The following is a 19,454-nucleotide window of genomic DNA, read 5'->3' as shown; positions in this document are numbered from 1 at the left end:
CTGCCCTACCCGACCGGCCGGCCCGGTCAGGTCCCGCAGAAGGTGCGCAGCACACGCTCCTCCAGCGCCGGCGGGTCCATGTAGGCCGCGTGGTCCGGCTGGTCCTGGTACGGCTTCGACAGCACCTGGACGAGCTCTTCGAACGGCTGGAAGTCGTCCCGGTCCACCGCCGCCCGGATCACCGCCTCGACCCGGTGGTTGCGCGGGATGAAGGCCGGGTTGGCGGCCCGCATGGCGTCGCGCCGGGCCTCGGGGTCCTGCGGGTCCCGGGCCAGCCGCTGCCGCCACTCCACCGCCCATTTGTCGTAGGCGGTCGGATCGATGAAGCGGCTGCGGACCGCTTCGTCGTGGTCGGGGCCGAGCGCCGCGTCGGCGAGGTGCCGGAACACCAGCGTGAAGTCCGCCTGGTTGGCGGTCATCAGGTCCAGGAGGCCGCGGACGAGCTCGATGTCGCCCTCCTCCTCCGTGGAGAGGCCGGCCTTCCGCCGAAGGCCCCGGTGGAAGGTCGCCTCGAACCGCGGCCCGAAGGCGCCGAGCACCTCCTGGGCGGTCGCGATGGCGGCGGGCTCGTCGTCGGAGAACAGCGGCAGCAGGGTCTCGGCCAGCCGGGTCAGGTTCCAGAGCCCGATGCTCGGCTGACGTCCGTAGGCGTAGCGTCCGAACTGGTCGATGGAGCTGAACACGGTCGCCGGGTCGAACGCGTCCATGAAGGCGCACGGGCCATAATCGATCGTCTCGCCGGCGATCGACATGTTGTCCGTGTTCATCACCCCGTGGATGAAGCCGATCAGCAGCCAGCGGGCGATCAGGTCCGCCTGCCGGTCCACAACCTGCGTGAGGAAGGACCGGTACGGCTCCGCCGCGCCGGCGACCTCCGGATAGTGCCGCTCGATCATGTAGTCGGCGAGCACCCGGATCGCCTCCGCGTCCTTGCGCGCCGCGAAGTACTGGAAGGTGCCGACCCGGACATGGCTCGACGCCACGCGGGTGAACACCGCGCCCGGCAGGAAGGTCTCCCGCACCACGGTCTCGCCCGTGGTGACCGCCGCCAGCGCCCGGGTGGTCGGGATGCCGAGCGCGTGCATCGATTCGCTGAGGATGTATTCGCGCAGCACCGGCCCGAGCGCCGCCCGCCCGTCGCCGCGCCGGGAGAAGGGCGTCGGCCCCGATCCCTTGAGCTGGATGTCCCGGCGCACCCCGTCCCGGTCCACCACCTCGCCGATCAGCATGGCCCGGCCATCCCCGAGCTGCGGCACGAACTGGCCGAACTGGTGGCCCGCATAGGCCTGCGCGATCGGCTCCACGCCCTCCGGCATGCGCCGGCCGGCCAGCATGTCCACGCCGTCCGGGCTCGCCAGCCACTCCGGATCAAGCCCGAGCTCCGCCGCGAGGCCGGCGTTGAGCTTGATCAGTCGCGGCGCCGACACCGGGTTGGCCGAGACGCGGGCGAAGAACCGGTCCGGCAGCCGGGCGTAGGTGGTATCGAACGGAAGAGACAGGGACATCGCCGCTCCTTGAGGTCGGCCGACGGGACGACGGCCACCGGTTCGCCGGCCGGAACCCGCGGCCGAAGCGGCGCGCGTCCGGTCGGCATCGCGGGTTCGGCCGGGGCCGACATGGATCTGGTGCATCGGCTCGCCGCGCCCGAAGGCGGCGTTCGCGCGGCCACGCCGACCATATCGTGCCCGCACCCGCCCCGGGCAAGGTGATCCTGCCGAACCGCCCCGCGCCCCTGGGGTTCCGGCCCCGCGATCAAGCCCTACGGGCGGGTGTCCGCGCGCGCCCTCGAGGACCGCTCGACCTCGCCGCGCCACGCGCTCCGGTGGTCGGCCAAGCGCCGCCCTCAAGCTTGCGTATCAGCCGATCTATCTAGCCGCCGCCCGCTTGCGACAGCCGCCGGACATGCTAGAGCATTCTCCGATCAAGTTGCACGACTTGATCGCCGAGAGAATGCTCCAGCTTTCTGAATCTGGAGCGATTTCTTGTCGACCTGACGAGTCCGTCAGGTCGGAAAGCGCTCCAGACCACAGCTAGGGCTCGGGCACATCAGACAAAAACAATTTACAGGCCCGGCTCTCGGCGACCTTTGCCCTGCGCCCTACGTCTGTTAGTGTTTTCCCTGATGCAGGGAGTCGCGGGCGAAGCCGGGCACCCGTCCGGGGCATTCGGACAGGCGGGGCGGGCTACCAGGAACTTTCCATGGCCGTAGAGACATTCATTGCCCAATCGGCAGGGTTCGACGATACGGATGGAAGCGTCCGCCTGCTGGTGATCGACAAGCGGCACCAGATGTACGACGTGAAGATCGACGCCGACCTCGTGGCGTCCATCGTCGAGAAGGTCCTCAACCACCGCAAGGAACAGGACGAGCGCGACGCCGCCGAGTGACGCCTCGGTCGCTGCCTCGCGCGACCGGCTCGACGCCGGCCGGCGCATTTTGCCCGCCTCTCGCCGCCCGAACGGGCGCCTCCCGCCGGCCTTCTGTACGCCTGGATTCGACCACCCTACCCTCGTCCCACCGTCGTCCCACATGGACGGCGGCACGCCCACGTTTCAACGGCTCGAACACACGCCGCGGGCGTCCCGAAAAACGGACGGGGAGGCGCGGAAAACCGGCCTCCCCGTTCGCGTGGACCTGATGGCGGACCCGCCGGACCGGTCGGCGCCGGCCGGCGACAATGTCCCTCAGATGACGAAGTCGTTGGCGACAAGATACGACACGATGCGCTCGGCCAGTTCCTCCGCCGTGCCCGACGTGGTGTCGAGGCGGATCTCCGCGTTTTCCGGCGCTTCGTACGGGCTGTCGATGCCCGTGAAGTTCTTGATCTGGCCCTGCCGCGCCTTCTTGTAGAGGCCCTTCGGATCCCGCGTCTCCGCCACCTCCAGCGGCGTATCCACGAAGATCTCCAGGAACTCGCCCGGCTCCACAAGCTCGCGCGCCAGCCGGCGCTCGGACCGGAACGGCGAGATGAAGGACACCAGCACGATCAGGCCGGCGTCCACGAACAGCCTCGCGGTCTCGGCGACGCGGCGGATGTTCTCCACCCGGTCCGCGTCGGTGAAGCCGAGGTCCTTGTTGAGCCCGTGGCGGATGTTGTCCCCGTCGAGGGTGTAGGTGTGCCGCCCCAGCGAATGGAGCTTCTTCTCCACGAGGTTGGCGATGGTCGACTTGCCCGCGCCGGAAAGCCCCGTGAACCACAGCACCGCCGGCTTCTGGCCCTTCAGGGCCGCCCGCGACTCCTTGGAGACGTCGAGAGCCTGCCAGTGGATGTTGGTCGCCCGGCGGAGACCGAACTCCACCATGCCGGCGCCGACCGTCAGGTTCGACAGCCGGTCGATCACGATGAAGGCGCCGGTGTCCCGGTTCTGCGTATAGGCGTCGAAGGCGATCGGCTCCGACAGCGCGACGTTGACGACACCCACCTCGTTCAGCGCCAGGGTCTTGGCCGCCAGCTTGCTGAAGGTGTTCACGTCGGTCTTGTGCTTGATCTCGGTCACCTGCCCGGACACCGTCTTGGTGCCGAGCTTGAACAGATACGAGCGCCCCGGCAGCAGGGGCTCGTCCGCCATCCAGATCAGGTTGGCGGCGAACTGGTCGGACACCTCCGGCCGCTGGTCGGGCGTGGTCAGCACGTCGCCGCGGGAGACGTCCACCTCGTCGGCGAGCGTCAGCGTCAAGGCCTCGCCGGCCTGCGCCTCCGGCTTGTCGCCGTCATAGGTGACGATCGCCTTCACGGTCGACGCCCGGCCGGACTTCGCCACCACCACCGGGTCGCCCGGGCGGATGCGGCCGGACGCGATGGTGCCGGAGAAGCCGCGGAAATCGAGGTTCGGGCGGTTCACCCACTGCACCGGCATGCGGAACGGCTTGTCGAGGTTCTCGTCCTCGACGTTCACCGTCTCCAGGTGCTCCACGAGCGTCGGGCCGGAGTACCAGGAGATGTTCGGCCCGCGGTCGAGCACGTTGTCGCCGAAGCGGGCGGACAGCGGGATCGGCTGCAGCGTCTTGAAGCCGAAGTCGGCGGCGAACTGCCGGTATTCCTCGACGATGCGGTCGAACACGTCCTTGGAATAGCCGACGAGGTCGATCTTGTTCACCGCCAGCACCACGTGGCGGATGCCGAGCAGCGACACGATGAACGAGTGCCGGCGGGTCTGGGTCAGGATGCCGTGCCGGGCGTCCACCAGGATGACCGCCAGGTCCGAGTTGGACGCGCCCGTCGCCATGTTGCGCGTGTACTGTTCGTGGCCGGGCGTGTCGGCGACGATGAACTTGCGCACGTCGGTGGCGAAGAAGCGGTAGGCGACGTCGATGGTGATGCCCTGCTCGCGCTCGGCCTCCAGGCCGTCCACCAGGAGGGCGAAGTCGATGTCCTCGCCCACGGTGCCGTGCTTGCGGCTGTCGCGCTCCAGGCTCTTCAGCTGGTCCTCGAACAGCAGCTTGGTGTCGTAGAGAAGCCGCCCGATCAGGGTGGACTTGCCGTCGTCGACCGACCCGCAGGTCAGGAAGCGCAGGAGGCTCTTGCGCTCGTGGCGGGCGAGGTAGTCGGTGAAGGCTTCGACGTCGAGGGTCTCAAGGGCGCTCATCAGAAGTATCCCTCGCGCTTCTTCTTTTCCATGGAGGCGGCTTCGTCGTGGTCGATCAGCCGGCCCGACCGCTCGGACGTGCGGGCGATCAGCATCTCGCGCACGATCTCCGGCAGCGTGGCGGCATCGCTCTCCATCGCGCCGGTCAGCGGATAGCAGCCGAGGGTGCGGAAGCGGATCAGCCGGTTCTCCGGCGTCTCGCCGGGGTTCAGCGGCAGCCGGTCGTCGTCCACCATGATCAGCATGCCGTCCCGGTTCACCACCGGCCGCTCGGCGGCGAAGTAGAGCGGCACGATCGGGATGTTTTCCAGGAGGATGTATTGCCAGATGTCGAGCTCGGTCCAGTTCGACAGCGGGAAGACCCGGATCGACTCGCCCGGCTTCACCCGCGCGTTGTAGAGCTTCCAGAGCTCCGGCCGCTGGTTCTTCGGGTCCCAGGCGTGGGTCTGCGTGCGGAAGGAGAAGATGCGCTCCTTGGCGCGGCTCTTCTCCTCGTCCCGGCGCGCGCCGCCGAAGGCCGCGTCGAAGCCGTACTGGGTGAGCGCGGCCTTCAGGGCGTCGGTCTTCATGATGCCGGTGTAGGCCGACGAGCCATGGGTGAACGGCGTGATGCCCTGCGCCACGCCCTCCTTGTTGGTGTGCACGATCAGGTCGAGCCCGAGCCGCTTGGCGGTCTCGTCACGGAAGCGGACCATCTCGCGAAACTTCCAGGTGGTGTCCACGTGGAGGAGCGGGAACGGCGGCTTGGACGGGTGGAACGCCTTCATCGCCAGATGAAGCATCACCGACGAGTCCTTGCCGATGGAATAGAGCATCACCGGGTTCTTGAACTCGGCGGCCACCTCCCGGATGATGTGGATGGACTCCGCTTCCAGACGCTTCAGATGCGTCAGACGATTGGCAGACACGACGATCCTCTCGTAACCGGGCCTGGAGACGGGCCCGTCCCATGGCCCCTGGGATAATGGCCGACGAGGCTTGCGACAAGGTTGCGTGGTGCCGACGAGCGGTGCGCAGGAGAATAGATTTTCGCGGCTGCCGCCGGACGTGGAACGGCGACCATCGCGGCGCTCCGGGGGGTCGCCGCCACTGCTCCGTCAGCGCTCGAGGCGGTGCAGCCACCCCCTCCGTCAGCGCTCGACGCGGCGCATCCGCGCCCGGTTGCGCCGCTCGCGCAGCGCCGCCGGCAGGCGCTTCAGGGCGTCGATCGGGCGCTTGCGCCGGCTGATCTCCTCCAACTGGCGGAAGCGCTCGCCGAGCGCGTAGGTGCGGGCCCTCAGGTCGTCCGCGAGGGCGCGCCGGTCCGACAGGTGGGCGATGTCGTCGAACGGGATGGCGTCGCCGATCGCAACCGGCATCCGGGTGCCGATGCGGTCGTGCACCTCCTTGAAGATCAGCGACAGCCGGAGCGTCAGGTGGATGTGGCTGGCGATCTGGAACAGGCGCGAGTTCTGGCCGGCGAAGAAGATCGGCACCACCGTGGAGCGGGTGCGCTGGATCAGCTGGCTGGTGAACGGCTGCCAGGTGGCATCGATCGCCTGCTTGCGGCCGAGCCGGTCCGGCGCGGTGGAGACGCCGCCGGCCGGAAACACCACGATGCAGCCGCCGTTCTCCAGGTGCCGCCGGGCGGTGGCGCGCGTCTTGAGGTTGGTGGCGAGAGCCTCCTCGGTCTCGGCGAAGTCCACCGGAAGCAGATAGGGCGCCACTTCGGGCGCCCTCAGGAGAACCGCGTTGGTCAGCACCAGGAAGTCCGACCGGACCTTGCCGATGAGCCACGAGATGACGATGCCGTCGAGAACGCCGAACGGATGGTTAGCGACCACCACCAGGGGGCCGGTTCGCGGGATCGCGTCCAGCTTATCCCCGTCGATCTCCACGTTCAGTTCCAGGCGCCGCACCGCCGCCTCGAAGAAGCTTTCGCCGGGCACCGGGTTGCGCCGGTTCTCCATGTAGAGGCGCTTCAGCCGGGGCTGCCCGGTCGCCCGCTCGATGAAGCGGATCAGGTTGCGCTTGAGAGGCGGGAAGGTCGGATCGGCGTAGCTGAAGATCGGATCTTGCATCGGGTCTGTCGGGCGCGGCGGTGATGCTCGTTTATGGCACGGGTAGACATTTTTTGCGAAGGAAGGATGACGATCCGCCCCGCCCGTCCACCCCTTCCTCGCCCCCTCCTCCCGCCCCGGGCCGGACCCCCGCCGCCATGGCCGCGCAAGCGGCGCGGCACGATCGACCGCACTGGACAGCACCGGCCGGAACATCCCCGGAGCGCCCGCGTTAGACCCCGGCGGGAGCGTCAACTTGACCCAGGTCGCGGCATGGCCGGAACGGCCCGGGACGGCGCCGCCGGCGGGGATCGCGGGAGACGGTCCGACACCAGGGAGGAGAATTCATGAACACGCACACAGGGCTCGGCCGGCTGCTGGCGGCGACGGCGCTCATCGGCGCGCTGGTCGGCGCGAACGCGGCGCGGGCGGCGGAACTGTCGGTCGTGTCCGGCGCGGTCGGCAACGATCTCGCCGAGATGCAGCAGCAGCTCGACCGGTTCGCCCAGCAGTCCGGCCACACGGTGAAGCTGGTGTCCATGCCGGCCTCCACGACCGACCAGTTCGGCCAGTACCGGCTCTGGCTGTCCGCCGGCAACCAGGACATCGACGTCTACCGCACCGACGTGATCTGGGCGCCGCAGCTCGCCGCCCACTTCATCGACCTCAAGCCCCATGTGGCCGAGGAGATCGACAAGCACTTCCCGGCGATCATCGAGAGCCAGACCGTGGACGGCAAGCTGGTCGCCATGCCGATGTACACGGACGCCCCGGCGCTCTACTACCGCAAGGACCTCCTGGAGAAATACGGCAAGCAGCCGCCGAAGACCTGGGAGGAGATGGCCGCCACCGCCAAGGAGATCCAGGACAAGGAGCGCGCCGAGGGCAACCAGCAGCTCTGGGGCTTCGTCTTCCAGGGCAACGCCTACGAGGGCCTCACCTGCAACGCGCTGGAATGGGTGGTGTCCTTCGGCGGCGGCCAGATCGTGGAGCCGGACGGCACCATCTCGATCAGCAACCCTAAGGCCGCGAAGGCGCTCGACACCGCCCACAGCTGGATCAACACCATCTCGCCGCCCGGCGTCCTGGCCTACCAGGAGGAGGATGCCCGCGGCGTCTGGCAGACCGGCAACGCGGTGTTCATGCGCAACTGGCCCTATGCCTACGCCCTCGGCAACAGCGACGACAGCGCCGTGAAGGGCAAGTTCGACGCCACGACCCTGCCGATCGGCGAGGGCGGCGAGCGGTCCGCCGCCACGCTCGGCGGCTGGAACCTGGCGGTCTCCAAGTACTCCCGCAACCAGGAGGCCGCCATCGAGCTCGTGAAGTTCCTGGCGTCCGAGGAGGCGCAGAAGTTCCGCGCGCTCACCAACTCCCGCCTGCCGACGCTGGTGGCCCTCTATGACGATCCGGAGATCGTCGAGAAGCAGCCGATCGTGCCGCGCTGGAAGGAGGTCTTCCTCAACGCGGTGCCGCGCCCGTCCGCGCCGACGAAGACCAAGTACAACGAGGTCTCCAGCGAATTCTGGACCGCCGTCCACAACACGCTCTCCGGCAACGGCGACGGCGAGAGCAACCTGAAGCGCCTGGCCGCCCGGCTGAAGCGCCTGCAGGGCGGCGAGTGGTGACCCCGGCCCGACCCTGATCCCGTCCGCGCCGGCCCGTCGCGGCCGGCGCGGCGCACGCTTCCGGGCGGACGCGGCCGAGGCGCCCGCCTGGGCGATCGCGGCGATCGCCTGGGCGGTCGCGGCGACCGCCGCAGCCGTCGTCTCCCCCGCCCTTTTCCGTCGCCCCTCATGGAGCCGTCGCCATGGCCGGACCCGTGTCGCGAAATTCCGAGCTCGGGCGTCAGCGCGTCCTTGCCGCCTGGGGTTTTCTCACCCCCATGCTCCTGGTGCTGGCGCTCGCGGCGGGCTGGCCGCTCGCCCGCACGATCTGGTTCTCCTTCACCGACGCCAAGCTCGACTCGCTCGGCTCCGCCGAATGGGTGGGCCTCCTCAACTACCTGGAATATCTGGATTATGGCGACGGCGACGGAGAGTACTTCGGCCTCCTGTTCGACGAGGGCTGGTGGGCGGCGGTGTGGAACACCCTGCGCTTCGCGCTGATCTCCGTGACGCTGGAGACGGTCTTCGGCCTCATCGTGGCGCTCGTCCTCAACGCCTCCTTCCCCGGACGCGCGATCGTGCGGGCGGCGGTCCTGGTGCCCTGGGCCATCCCGACCATCGTGTCGGCGAAGATGTGGGCCTGGATGATGCACGACCAGTTCGGCATCCTGAACGACATCGGCCTCAGGCTCGGCCTCCTCGACGCCCCGATCGCGTGGACCGCCTCGCCCGATACCGCGATGGTCGCCGTCATCATCGTGGACGTGTGGAAGACCACGCCGTTCATGGCGCTTCTCATCCTCGCCGGCCTGCAGCTCGTGCCGTCGGACATCTACGAGGCCGCGCGCCTCGACGGCGTCCACCCGGTGAAGGTCTTCTTCCGCATCACGCTGCCGCTGATCCGGCCGGCCATCATGGTGGCGGTCATCTTCCGCGCGCTCGACGCGCTGCGGGTCTTCGACCTCGTCTACGTGCTGACGCCGAACAACGACCGGACGCGCACCATGTCGGTGTTCGCGCAGGAGAACCTGTTCCAGTTCGACAAGTTCGCCTACGGCTCGGCGGCCTCGACCCTGCTCTTCGTGGTGATCGCCCTCATGGTGCTCCTCACCATCACGCTCGGCCGCATGGACCTGGAGGGCAACCGGTCATGAGGATCGTCAAGACCATCCTGTTCTACCTGCTGGTGCTCGTGATCGTCGTGCAGGCGGTCTTCCCGTTCTATTACGCGATCATCACCAGCTTCAAATCCGGCACGGCCATCTTCCAGGTGGACTACTGGCCGACCGTCGTGTCGTTCGACAACTACGTTCGGGTGCTGTCGTCCGGCTCGTTCCTGCGCAACATCGTCAACTCGCTGATCGTCGCGACCTCCGTGGTGGCGATCTCGCTGCTTCTTGCCGTGACCGCCTCCTACGCCCTGTCGCGCATCCCCTTCCGCGGCCGGGGGCTGCTGCTCGTCACCATCCTGTCCGTGTCGATGTTTCCGCAGATCGCCGTGCTGGCGGGCCTGTTCGAGATGATCCGGGCGGCGGGCCTCTACAACTCGCTGTTCTCGCTCATCTTCGCCTACATGATCTTCACCCTGCCGTTCACCGTCTGGGTGCTGACCACCTTCATGCGCGACCTGCCGGTGGAGATCGAGGAGGCGGCGATCGTGGACGGCGCAGGGCCGTGGACCATCATCACCAAGGTCTTCCTGCCGCTCCTCTGGCCCGCCCTGGTGACGACCGGCCTCCTCGCCTTCATCTCCGCCTGGAACGAGTTCCTGTTCGCCCTCACCTTCGTGTCGAACAACGACCAGCGCACCGTGCCGGTGGCGATCGCCCTCCTGTCCGGCGCGACCGAATTCGAGACGCCTTGGGGAAACATCATGGCGGCGAGCGTGATCGTCACCGTGCCGCTGATCGTCCTGGTGCTGATCTTCCAGCGCAAGATCGTGGCCGGCCTCACCGCCGGCGCCGTGAAGGGCTGAGCCCGGAGCCGGCGCGCGCCGCCGCGCCGGCGAGGTCACCTCGGCCCGAGGAGGGCGGCGAACGGCGGCCCGTCGAGGGTCGAGGCCATCTCGCGGGCGAGCCAGTCGCGGAAGGCGATCTCCACCGGACGGAGGGGTCGCCCTCGCGACGAGATGAACCAGTAGGACCGGCCCGTCGGCGCCGTGCCGGCGAAGGGCGCCACCACCCGCCCGTCCCTCAGGGCGTCGTAGGCGAGGGTCTGCCAGCCCAGCATCACGCCCTGGCCGGCGATCGCCGCATCCAGGCAGAGCGAGCCGTCCGAGTAGATCGGCCCGTAGCGGAGCGCCGTGCCCTCCAGGCCGTGGCGGGCGAGCCATGGCGTCCAAAGGTCGACCGAGCCGTGGTCGCGGATCACCGGTACGGTCGCCAGATCCTGCGGCCAACGGAGGCGCGCGGCGAGCGCGGGCGCGCAGATCGGGAACACCTGCTGGACGAGCAGCCTGTCGGCCCGCACGTCCGGCCACGGCCCCTCCCCCCACCGGAGCGCCACGTCGATCTCGCCGCCGTCGAGATCCGCGAAGGCGAGCGCCGCGTCGATCCGGATCGACAGGTCCGGGCGGTCCGCCGTGAAGGCCGACAGGCGCGGCACCAGCCAGCGCCCGGCGAGCACCGGCGGCACCGACACCGTGAGGCAGGTCTCCGGCGCCGGACCGGCCAGCGCCACCGCCCGGGACAGGGCGTGGAAGCCGTCGGTGAGGTGGGTGAGCACCTCGGCCCCGAACGGGGTCGGCTCCAGCCCTCTGGGGGTGCGGCGGAACAGGGTCCGCCCGAGCTGTTTCTCGGTCTTCAGGATCTGCTGGCTGACCGCCCCGACCGAGACGTTGAGCGCCTCCGCCGCCCTGGCGAGCGAGCCGAGGCGGCCGGCGGCTTCCACCGCCCTCAAACCGTTGAGGTGCACGCGCGAAAGAGGATCCATGGGCGATCTCCTACCGCGCCCGCCCGAAAACCGCCATGGGCGTCGGCGCATGCCTATAGCTTTCCTATAGGCTCGCTCCGCAAAGCTCCATTTTCACAGGCCGCCCGACGGAGCGAAGTGATGGTCTCGTGTTGTCCTCAAGGACCGACGGCCATGACCCTGTTCGGCATCTTCTCCCGCGACCCGGACGCGCCCGGCGCGGCCGACTTCGACCTCCTCGCCCACCCGGACCTCGCCGCCATGTCGGCCCGCGACCTCGCCGACCTGCCGCTCTGGCCCGCGCCCGAAGCCCCGTGCGACCACCCGTCCGGCACCGGTGTTCCCGCCCACACGGACTCGCGTTTCGCACCGGTTGAGGCGGGGACCTTAAGGCGGGGCTCGGAGACGGGTGCGGAAACTGCGGATGGGATTCACCCGGCGCTCACCACCCGAAATTTCTTCTCTCACGTGCAATGGTCGCGCTGGCGATCGCGCTTGAGTAGCATCCTTCCCTTCCGGATCCGATCGCAGGCCGGCAAGACCGCAGGCTTGGCCTGGATGGCCGTCCATTGTCCTCCAACTTGCCGGAAAACTCGCGGCTAAAAAGCCGGAAAACTTGGGCGAATTGTAAGTCAAATCCCCGGCGAACGGTGAACAGGCGGTTACGGTTGACGAGATCGCAAGGTTGCAGGGCTCTCCGGAACATTCTCAACTGCTTGCATGGTTGTGGAGGCCCTTATGAGTACCTTGGCGTTCGATCTGTCCCAAACTTCCGTCGATCCCGGCTGGGCGCCGCAGAGCGGTCTTGCCCACGATTTCTACTGGCGCAACTTCCTGACCGGCTACGAGTACACCACCGAAGCCGCTCCGGGCGTGACCCAGACCGGCAGTTCCGGCGTGTTCTCGTCCGCCGAGGGCGACGCCGCGATCCGGTCCGCCACCTTCGAGACCAACACCATCCCCGGCTGGGGCGGACCGGCGGTCTCCATCGACTGGACCGGCGACGACGTTGCCAGCATCACGCAGAACCGCGACTGGAACGTCATCAAGAACATCCGCATCGACAGCTTCGACGGGGCGCAGCTCACCGTCTCAAACTTCGTGGATGTCTGGCTGACCCTGAACGAGACCACGGACCAGTCGATCACCCTCGACGACGTCAAGCGCGCCGAGGTGAAGCTCGGGTCGGGCGACGACATGGTGAAGGTCAACGTCGCCACCAACGGCGACATCTGGACCAACCACTTCAAGATCAACACCGGCGCCGGCGACGACACCATCACCATCGGCGACGACGTGGACGTGAAGGTGATCGATCCGGCCAGCTTCCAGTGGACCTGGATCAGCACGAACCTGAACGCCGGCGCGGGCGACGACATCGTCGTCGCGGGCAACGGCCGGAACACGATTTTCGGCGGCGACGGCAACGACACGATCGTCAGCGGGGCCTCCGATGACAAGATCGACGGCGGTGATGGCGCCGACCAGATCTGGGGCGGCGCGGGCAACGACTGGATCTCCGCCGGCAGCGACACCGAGTTCGTCGTCAACGAGATCTGGGGCGGCACCGGCAAGGACACCCTGGTCGGCTCCGCCGCGGGCGTCACCCACTTCCACCTGGACGACATTGGCCGCGGCGACGTGGTCACCGGCGGCGCGCTCGGCCAGGACACCCTCTCCGTCGGCGAAGAGGCCAAGTACAACGTCGGCGCGGCGACCGGCGGCATCCGGGTGAACGGCGCGGTCGTCTCGTCCGTCAGCGAGCTCTACATCGACACCGGCGCGGCCACCAAGGTCAACGTCTACGGCAACTTCGCCAAGTCCGGCCTGGAGCGCGTGGTCGTCAACTCGGACGGCATGCACCACATTAACGCCGGCGGCGCGGGCGGCGTCGTTCTCGAGGTGGACGCGGACGGCGGCCACGGCATCATCCATGGCAGCAAGTCCCACGACATCTTCCGGATCTCCGACATCAACTCGGACGACAGCATCAACGGCAACAAGGGCATCGACAGCCTGACGCTGCGCACCGCCGGCACCGACGTCCAGACCATCGCGATGGAAGGCACCGGCGGCGGCGCGCTGTCCGTCAACGGCGGCTTCGTCCAGAACGTGGAGAAGCTGTTCATCGAGGGCAGCGAGGGCGGCGACCGGATCATCCTGTCGGGAGAGATCGCCCAGGAACTGGTCTACGAGGCGACCGGCAGCGCCGGCAGCGTGTTCTTCGCCGAGGACGTCACGTCCACCACCGGCCTGAAGGCGATCGGCGCGGCCGGCAACGACATCCTGGTCGGCGCCGGCGGCGCGGACACCCTGGCCGGCGCGGGCGGCGGCGACATCGTGATCGGCGGCGCGGGCAACGACCTCCTCCATGGGTCCGGCCTCGACGATCCGCTCGCGGACGACGGGATCTCCGACCTCTTCGTGTTCGAGACCGGCAGCGGCCACGACCAGGTGTTCGGCTTCGGCGTCGGCGATCTCCTGGACATCACCGACTACGGCTTCACCTACGACGACCTCGTCACGGGCGGCCGGCTGGTGGCGGGCGCGGGCTTCGTCGACGTGGTGCTCGGGGCCGACGACAGCATCCGCGTCCACGTGGCGAGCCTGGAGGCGAACGACTTCCTGACCGTCTGACGATCGCTTCTCCCAAGACATCGTCGGACTGCGAAGCGCCCCGCGCGCCGGCCCCGGGCACCCCTGCCGGACCGCGCGCGGGGCGACTTGTTCTGGAAGGACCCGGATCCTTGCCTGAGGCTCCATCGTTCACACCGGAACCGATCCGGCCCGGCAGGCGGGCGGACGGCCCCGGAGAGACGGACCATGGTGCGCATCGCGATCCTGTGCCTTTCGACCGCCCTGGCCACCCCGGCCCTCTCGGCCTCCCTGGTGGTGACGGTCAGCGGCGTCGGCTCCGCCGAGGGCGAGGTCGGCTGCGCCCTCTACGCGGGCGAGGAGGGCTTCCTGTCGGACGGAGCGGCGTCGGCCGCCACCTGGGTCAAGGCCGACCCGGCGGGCGTCACCTGCCGCTTCGACGCGCTCCGCCCCGGCGTCTACGCCGTCGCGGTCTCCCACGACGTGAATGGCAACCGCAAGACCGACACCAACGTCCTCGGCATCCCCAAGGAGCCGTGGGGCGTCACCAACGACGCCCGCCCGCGCATCGGCGCCCCGAGCTTCCGCGACGCGGCCGTCCGGGTCGATGGCGAGGGCGTGAACACCGTGTCGGTGACGCTCGACGATTGACGACCGCAAGCATCCGGAAACGATCTCCGACGTATGAAGGAGGCGCGCCCGTCGCCGCACCGCGAACGTCTCTCTTGCGGCGCACGCACTTCGCGTAATGTGGCGACGTTCGCTCGTCCTCCTGCCGTCTGGATTCGTCGCCCGATGAACAAGCCAGTCCTGACCTCGACCGCCGCCTCCCGCTTCTCGAGCCCGGACTGGTGGAGGGGGGCGGTGATCTACCAGATCTACCCGCGCAGCTTCCAGGACAGCAACGGCGACGGCATCGGCGACCTGCCGGGCATCACCCGCCGGCTCGGCTACGTGGCCGACCTCGGGGTGGACGCGATCTGGCTGTCGCCCTTCTTCACCTCGCCCATGCGGGACTTCGGCTACGACGTGTCCGATTACCGGGACGTGGATCCGATCTTCGGAACCCTGAAGGATTTCGAGGCCCTGGTGGCCGAGGCGCACCGGCTCGGCATGAAGGTGATGATCGACCAAGTGCTGTCGCACACCTCCGACCAGCATCCCTGGTTCGCCGAGAGCCGGAAGGACAAGACCAAGCCGAAGGCCGACTGGTACGTCTGGGCCGACGCCAAGCCGGACGGCACCGCGCCCACAAACTGGCTGTCCGTGTTCGGCGGCCCGGCCTGGGAGTGGGACAGCCGCCGCTGCCAGTACTACCTGCACAATTTCCTCGCCTCCCAGCCGGACCTCAACTTCCACAACGAGGAGGTGGTGGAGGCGCTGCTCGCCGACGTGGAGTTCTGGCTGAAGCTCGGCGTGGACGGGTTCCGGCTCGACACCGTGAACTACTACTTCCACGACCAGGAGCTGCGCTCCAATCCGCCGATGGAGTCCGGCCCGACCGGCAACGACGCCCCGGCGGTGAACCCCTACGGCCGGCAGCTGCACGTCTATGACAAGACCCGGCCGGAGAACATTGGCTTCCTGCGGAAGTTCAGGGCGCTCCTCGACCGCTACCCGGGCACCACGGCGGTCGGCGAGGTGGGCGACGGCGACCGTTCGCTCGACACCATGGCCGAGTACACCTCCGGCGGCGACAAGCTGCACATGTGCTACACGTTCGATTTCCTCGGCAACGGCTACGGCCGGGAGTTCGTCACCAACACGCTCCACCGGTTCGAAACGCGGGCGACGGACGGCTGGCCCTGCTGGGCGTGGTCCAACCACGATGTCATGCGCCACTACAGCCGCTTCATGGACCGCAGCGCCGATCCGGAGCGGCTCGCCCGCCTGATGGGCAGCCTGCTGCTCTCCTTCCGCGGCTCGGTCTGCCTCTACCAGGGCGAGGAGCTCGGCCTGACCGAGGCGGACCTCGCCTTCGAGGACCTGGTGGACCCCTACGGCATCCGCTTCTGGCCGGAGTTCAAGGGCCGCGACGGCTGCCGCACCCCGATGGTCTGGGAGGCGCACGCCCCCTACGGCGGCTTCTCCACCGCCAGGCCGTGGCTGCCGGTGCCGGCCGAGCACGCGGCCCGGGCACCGGACACCCAGGTCGGCGACCCGCGATCGCTCCATGCCCACTACAAGCGCTTCATTCATTTCCGGCGGTCCGAGGCGGCCCTCTTCTCCGGCGACATCGAATTCCTGCCGACCGAGGGCGAGGTGCTGGCCTTTTTCCGTCGGCAAGGAAACGAAGCGCTTCTCTGCGTGTTCAACCTCGGAGGCGAAGCGGCGGCCTGGACGCTGCCGGACGGGATCGCGGTGGAGGCGATCACCGGGCTCGGCTTCACCGGCGCCGATGCCGGCGGGGTGATCACCCTCGGGCCGGAGGACGCCTTCTTCGGGCGGGTGGCCTAGTCGCGAGCCACCTCCCGTCGCCGGCAACGCGTCTCGGGAGGACGGACATGGCGGATCTGGTGCTGAGAGGAGTGCGCAAGGCCTACGGAAGCGTCGAGGTGCTGCACGGCATCGACCTCGACATCCGCTCGGGCGAGTTCATCGTCTTCGTCGGCCCGTCGGGCTGCGGCAAGTCCACGCTCCTGCGCCTGATCGCCGGGCTGGAGGACATCACGGCGGGGACGCTCTCGATCGACGGCAAGGTGGTGAACGCCCTGCCGCCCGCCAAGCGCGGCATCGCGATGGTGTTCCAGTCCTACGCGCTCTACCCGCACATGACCGTCTATGACAACATGGCGTTCGGCCTGAAGCTGGCGAACGCCAGCAAGGCCGACCTCGACCGGCGCGTGCGGGCGGCGGCGGAGATGCTGCAGATCACCGGCCTCCTCGACCGGCTGCCGCGCCAGCTGTCCGGCGGCCAGCGGCAGCGCGTCGCCATCGGCCGCGCGATCGTGCGCGATCCCAAGGTGTTCCTGTTCGACGAGCCGCTGTCCAACCTGGACGCGGCACTGCGCGTGGCCACGCGCATCGAGATCGCCCGCCTGCACGAGCGGATGAGCGCCACCACCATGATCTACGTGACCCACGACCAGGTGGAGGCCATGACCCTCGCCGACCGGATCGTGGTGCTGCACGCCGGCCGTGTGGAGCAGGTAGGCTCGCCGCTGGAGCTCTACCACGCGCCGGACAACCTGTTCGTGGCGCGCTTCATCGGCTCGCCCTCCATGAACATCGTGCCCGCCGTGATCGAGGCGGCCGGGTTTCCCGGGCGCGTGCGCCCGCAGAACGGCCGCGCGATCGAGGCTGCCGTCGAGGTGCCCGCCGGCGCGGCGGGGGCGACCGCGGCCCTCGGCGTCCGGCCGGAGGACCTGCGGCCGACCGACGGCGAGGGCCTCTTCCGCGGCGAGGTGGCGCTGGTGGAGAAGCTCGGCGAGGTGACCCTCGCCTATGTGGACGCCGGCCATGCCGAGCCGATCGTCGCCAAGATCGACGGCGACGCGACCGTGCGACGCGGCGAGGTGCTCGCCGTCACCGCCGAGCCCGACCGGCTGCACGTCTTCGACGCGGAAGGCCGCGCACTTCGCCGCGCTCGGGCGGCGGCGGCGGCTTGAACTCACCGGATCATTGCGGAGAGTTAATTTGAGCGGAGGTGGACGAGAGCCTTAGTGTTTTTCCGGACCGGGCTGCGAAAGACGGCCCGGAGGAAACACCGGGGAGACTCTGAAACCATGCGCTCTATCGCCCTTCTGACGATTGCGGCGGCGATCGCCGCCGTGTCCGCCGCGCCCGCGTCCGCGGTCGAAGCCCGCAAGCGGGAAGAGAGCAAGGCCATCACCGTGGCGGCCGCCTGGAAGGTGATCGGCGACTTCTGCGGCATCAAGTCCTGGCATCCGGCCATCGCCGACTGCGTACTCTCGGACAAGGACGGCAAGCAGATCCGCACCCTGACCACCAAGGACGGCGCCAAGTTCGTCGAGGAACTGGTGGAGTGGAACGAGGCCGAGACCAAGTACACCTACATCATCCTGGAGAGCCCCCTCCCCGTCGCCAACTACAAGGCGACCCTGTCGGTGAAGGCCGACGACGACGGCGGCGCGGGCGTTCGCTGGCTCGGCACCTTCGACGCCAAGGGCGTGAGCGACGACGAGGCCAAGGCGATCGTCGAGGGCATCTACGCACCGGGAATCGCGTCCATCATGGAAAAGGCGCTCGCGACCAACTGACCGCCACACGGCCGGCGCTGCCGCCGGCCCGACCTGTCCCGTTCCGGCACGCCCCTGCCGGAACGGCTTTTGCGTGCGCAGCTCCGATAGGATGTTGGAGTTGCGCTATGGACAGACGATCGTTCCTGTTCGGCACGGCCGCGGCGGGCGCCGCTCTCGCCGCCGCGCCGGCGCGGGCAGACACGGTGCCGGCCCGGATCCGTCTCGCCGACCTTCGCGGCTCCTTCCTGGAGGCGGACAGCGCCCTCAGGCCCGGTGCGGTGGACGACCAGAGCGCCGTGCTGCAGGCGGCGATCGACCGCGCCGTACGCGACGACCGCCCGCTCTTCCTCGCGCCCGGCCGCTACCAGGTGTCCAACATCACCCTGCCGGACGGCCTGACCCTCGTCGGCGTGCCCGGCCGCACCCGGCTCGTCTACGGCGGCGGCGGCCACCTGATCGAGGCCGTGCACGCGCGCGGCGTCGGCCTCGACGGCATCGTGCTCGACGGCGCCAACCGGCCGCTCGGCGACTACGCCACCGGTCTCGTGCAGTTCACCGACGTGGCGGACGTCGCCCTCGACGAGGTGGAGGTGATCGGCAGCGCCCGCATGGGCGTCACGCTCGAGCGCGTCTCCGGCCGGGTCAGCCGCTGCCGGCTCACGGGGGCCAGGCAGGCGGGCCTCTGGTCGGTGGACGCCACCGGCCTTTCCATCATGGACAACACGGTCTCCGACTGCGGCGACGGCGGCATCCTGGTTCACCGCTGGGAGGCGGGCGAGGACGGCACCATCGTGACCGCCAACCGGGTGGAGCGGATCGGCGCCAAGTCCGGCGGCACCGGGCAGAACGGCAACGGCATCAACGTCTTCCGCGCCGCCGGTGTGATCGTTACGAACAACCGCGTGACCGACTGCGCCTTCTCGGCGATCCGCTCCAACGCCGGCTCGAACGTGCAGATCACCGGCAACAGCTGCCTGCGTTCGGGCGAGACCGCCATCTATTCGGAGTTCGGCTTCGAAGGCGCCATGGTGGCCCACAACGTGGTGGACGGCGCCGCCATCGGCGTGTCGATCGCCAACTTCAACGAAGGCGGGCGGCTCGCCGTCGTCACCGGCAACCTGATCCGGAACCTGCGGAACGGCGCGCCCTACCCGGACGAATACGGCTTCAACTTCGGCATCGGCATCTCGGTGGAGGCCGACACCGCCGTGACCGGCAACGTGATCGACGGCGCCCCGAGCGTCGGCATCCTGATGGGCTGGGGACCGTACCTGCGCGACGTCTCCGCCACCGGCAACGTGATCCGCAAGAGCCGCATCGGCGTCGCGGTGAGCGTGGTGGAAGGCGCCGGCGCGAGCGTCATCACCGACAACCTGATGAGCGAGGTCGCCGAGGGCGGCGTGCGCGGCATGCGCTGGGCGGAGGCCGTGACCGAAGACCTCGCCACCGGCGACATGCTCGCCTCCGGCCTCCTCGCGCCGCACCTGACCGTGCGGGGAAACCGGGTGGGCTGA

Annotated in this window: 16 protein-coding genes; 11 read left to right on the top strand and 5 right to left on the bottom strand. The window is 68.9% G+C overall.

From position 1 onward, the window contains the following. Positions 1 to 26: 26 nt before the first annotated feature. On the bottom strand, positions 27 to 1,505 hold the full coding sequence (locus HND91_RS16720; protein WP_181707742.1) for a protein adenylyltransferase SelO: 1,479 nt from the start codon (positions 1,503 to 1,505) through the stop codon (positions 27 to 29). A 694-nt stretch (positions 1,506 to 2,199) separates the two neighbouring features. Here HND91_RS16720 and HND91_RS16715 point away from each other — a divergent pair. Further along, positions 2,200 to 2,388 carry a hypothetical protein gene (locus HND91_RS16715; protein WP_181707741.1) on the top strand — a complete coding sequence of 63 codons (189 nt, stop codon included), beginning with the start codon at positions 2,200 to 2,202 and terminating at the stop codon, positions 2,386 to 2,388. Positions 2,389 to 2,685: 297 nt separating this feature from the next. Here HND91_RS16715 and cysN read toward each other — a convergent pair whose 3' ends face one another. From cysN to HND91_RS16700, 3 genes are all read right to left on the bottom strand, one after another. Then, entirely contained in the window at positions 2,686 to 4,587 is a 1,902-nt protein-coding gene (gene cysN, locus HND91_RS16710) for a sulfate adenylyltransferase subunit CysN (protein WP_181707740.1), read from the bottom strand. Beyond that, positions 4,587 to 5,495, bottom strand: a complete 909-nt coding sequence (gene cysD / locus HND91_RS16705) for a sulfate adenylyltransferase subunit CysD (RefSeq protein ID WP_181707739.1) — start codon at positions 5,493 to 5,495, stop codon at positions 4,587 to 4,589. Before cysD ends, cysN begins: the two co-directional genes overlap by 1 nt. 222 nt (positions 5,496 to 5,717) lie before the next feature. Further along, positions 5,718 to 6,647 (bottom strand): lysophospholipid acyltransferase family protein, encoded by a 930-nt coding sequence (locus HND91_RS16700; RefSeq protein ID WP_181707738.1) that lies wholly within the window; start codon positions 6,645 to 6,647, stop codon positions 5,718 to 5,720. A gap of 326 nt (positions 6,648 to 6,973) precedes the next feature. Between HND91_RS16700 and HND91_RS16695 the strand changes: the two genes are divergently transcribed. From HND91_RS16695 to HND91_RS16685, 3 genes are all read left to right on the top strand, one after another. After that, entirely contained in the window at positions 6,974 to 8,254 is a 1,281-nt protein-coding gene (locus HND91_RS16695) for an ABC transporter substrate-binding protein (protein ID WP_181707737.1), read from the top strand. Between the two features lie 182 nt (positions 8,255 to 8,436). Continuing rightward, complete coding sequence (locus tag HND91_RS16690) at positions 8,437 to 9,387, top strand: carbohydrate ABC transporter permease (RefSeq protein WP_181707736.1); 951 nt, start codon at positions 8,437 to 8,439, stop codon at positions 9,385 to 9,387. Further along, complete coding sequence (locus tag HND91_RS16685; RefSeq protein ID WP_181707735.1) at positions 9,384 to 10,208, top strand: carbohydrate ABC transporter permease; 825 nt, start codon at positions 9,384 to 9,386, stop codon at positions 10,206 to 10,208. The genes HND91_RS16690 and HND91_RS16685 overlap by 4 nt, the downstream gene beginning before the upstream one ends. A 35-nt stretch (positions 10,209 to 10,243) precedes the next feature. On the opposite strand, the gene HND91_RS16680 is transcribed toward HND91_RS16685, so the two are convergent. Further along, positions 10,244 to 11,164, bottom strand: coding sequence for a LysR substrate-binding domain-containing protein (locus HND91_RS16680; protein ID WP_181707734.1), 921 nt, complete (start codon positions 11,162 to 11,164; stop codon positions 10,244 to 10,246). A gap of 153 nt (positions 11,165 to 11,317) precedes the next feature. Between HND91_RS16680 and HND91_RS16675 the strand changes: the two genes are divergently transcribed. The 7 genes from HND91_RS16675 (at position 11,318) to HND91_RS16645 (ending at position 19,454) form a co-directional block, all read left to right on the top strand. Continuing rightward, a complete protein-coding gene (locus HND91_RS16675; RefSeq protein WP_181707733.1) occupies positions 11,318 to 11,746 on the top strand; it encodes a hypothetical protein in 429 nt (142 codons plus the stop codon). A gap of 135 nt (positions 11,747 to 11,881) precedes the next feature. Continuing rightward, positions 11,882 to 13,780: a calcium-binding protein gene (locus HND91_RS16670; RefSeq protein ID WP_181707732.1), complete on the top strand. Its 1,899-nt coding sequence runs from the start codon at positions 11,882 to 11,884 to the stop codon at positions 13,778 to 13,780. 186 nt (positions 13,781 to 13,966) lie between these two features. After that, positions 13,967 to 14,389, top strand: a complete 423-nt coding sequence (locus HND91_RS16665; protein ID WP_181707731.1) for a DUF2141 domain-containing protein — start codon at positions 13,967 to 13,969, stop codon at positions 14,387 to 14,389. A gap of 144 nt (positions 14,390 to 14,533) precedes the next feature. Then, positions 14,534 to 16,195, top strand: coding sequence for a beta-galactosidase BglA (gene bglA / locus HND91_RS16660; RefSeq protein ID WP_181707730.1), 1,662 nt, complete (start codon positions 14,534 to 14,536; stop codon positions 16,193 to 16,195). Between the two features lie 47 nt (positions 16,196 to 16,242). Further along, complete coding sequence (locus HND91_RS16655) at positions 16,243 to 17,346, top strand: ABC transporter ATP-binding protein (protein ID WP_181707729.1); 1,104 nt, start codon at positions 16,243 to 16,245, stop codon at positions 17,344 to 17,346. Positions 17,347 to 17,463: 117 nt separating this feature from the next. After that, a complete protein-coding gene (locus tag HND91_RS16650) occupies positions 17,464 to 17,958 on the top strand; it encodes an SRPBCC family protein (RefSeq protein WP_181707728.1) in 495 nt (164 codons plus the stop codon). A 107-nt stretch (positions 17,959 to 18,065) separates the two neighbouring features. After that, a complete protein-coding gene (locus HND91_RS16645; RefSeq protein WP_181707727.1) occupies positions 18,066 to 19,454 on the top strand; it encodes a TIGR03808 family TAT-translocated repetitive protein in 1,389 nt (462 codons plus the stop codon).

Source organism: Chthonobacter rhizosphaerae (assembly GCF_013839525.1).
GTDB classification, from domain to species: Bacteria; Pseudomonadota; Alphaproteobacteria; order Rhizobiales; family Pleomorphomonadaceae; genus Chthonobacter; species Chthonobacter rhizosphaerae.
Note: the sequence above shows the minus strand (reverse complement) of the source record. Positions and strands in the feature narration are given on the sequence as shown.

Bases quoted from the DNA above. Each gene is read 5' to 3' on its own strand.
- HND91_RS16695 (WP_181707737.1), top strand. From the start codon at position 6,974: ATGAACACGCACACAGGGCTCGGCCGGCTGCTGGCGGCGACGGCGCTC.
- cysN (WP_181707740.1), bottom strand. From the start codon at position 4,587: ATGAGCGCCCTTGAGACCCTCGACGTCGAAGCCTTCACCGACTACCTC.
- HND91_RS16690 (WP_181707736.1), top strand. From the start codon at position 8,437: ATGGCCGGACCCGTGTCGCGAAATTCCGAGCTCGGGCGTCAGCGCGTC.
- HND91_RS16720 (WP_181707742.1), bottom strand. From the start codon at position 1,505: ATGTCCCTGTCTCTTCCGTTCGATACCACCTACGCCCGGCTGCCGGAC.
- HND91_RS16650 (WP_181707728.1), top strand. From the start codon at position 17,464: ATGCGCTCTATCGCCCTTCTGACGATTGCGGCGGCGATCGCCGCCGTG.
- HND91_RS16675 (WP_181707733.1), top strand. From the start codon at position 11,318: ATGACCCTGTTCGGCATCTTCTCCCGCGACCCGGACGCGCCCGGCGCG.
- HND91_RS16655 (WP_181707729.1), top strand. From the start codon at position 16,243: ATGGCGGATCTGGTGCTGAGAGGAGTGCGCAAGGCCTACGGAAGCGTC.
- HND91_RS16680 (WP_181707734.1), bottom strand. From the start codon at position 11,164: ATGGATCCTCTTTCGCGCGTGCACCTCAACGGTTTGAGGGCGGTGGAA.
- HND91_RS16670 (WP_181707732.1), top strand. From the start codon at position 11,882: ATGAGTACCTTGGCGTTCGATCTGTCCCAAACTTCCGTCGATCCCGGC.
- HND91_RS16715 (WP_181707741.1), top strand. From the start codon at position 2,200: ATGGCCGTAGAGACATTCATTGCCCAATCGGCAGGGTTCGACGATACG.
- bglA (WP_181707730.1), top strand. From the start codon at position 14,534: ATGAACAAGCCAGTCCTGACCTCGACCGCCGCCTCCCGCTTCTCGAGC.
- HND91_RS16700 (WP_181707738.1), bottom strand. From the start codon at position 6,647: ATGCAAGATCCGATCTTCAGCTACGCCGATCCGACCTTCCCGCCTCTC.
- HND91_RS16665 (WP_181707731.1), top strand. From the start codon at position 13,967: ATGGTGCGCATCGCGATCCTGTGCCTTTCGACCGCCCTGGCCACCCCG.
- HND91_RS16685 (WP_181707735.1), top strand. From the start codon at position 9,384: ATGAGGATCGTCAAGACCATCCTGTTCTACCTGCTGGTGCTCGTGATC.
- HND91_RS16645 (WP_181707727.1), top strand. From the start codon at position 18,066: ATGGACAGACGATCGTTCCTGTTCGGCACGGCCGCGGCGGGCGCCGCT.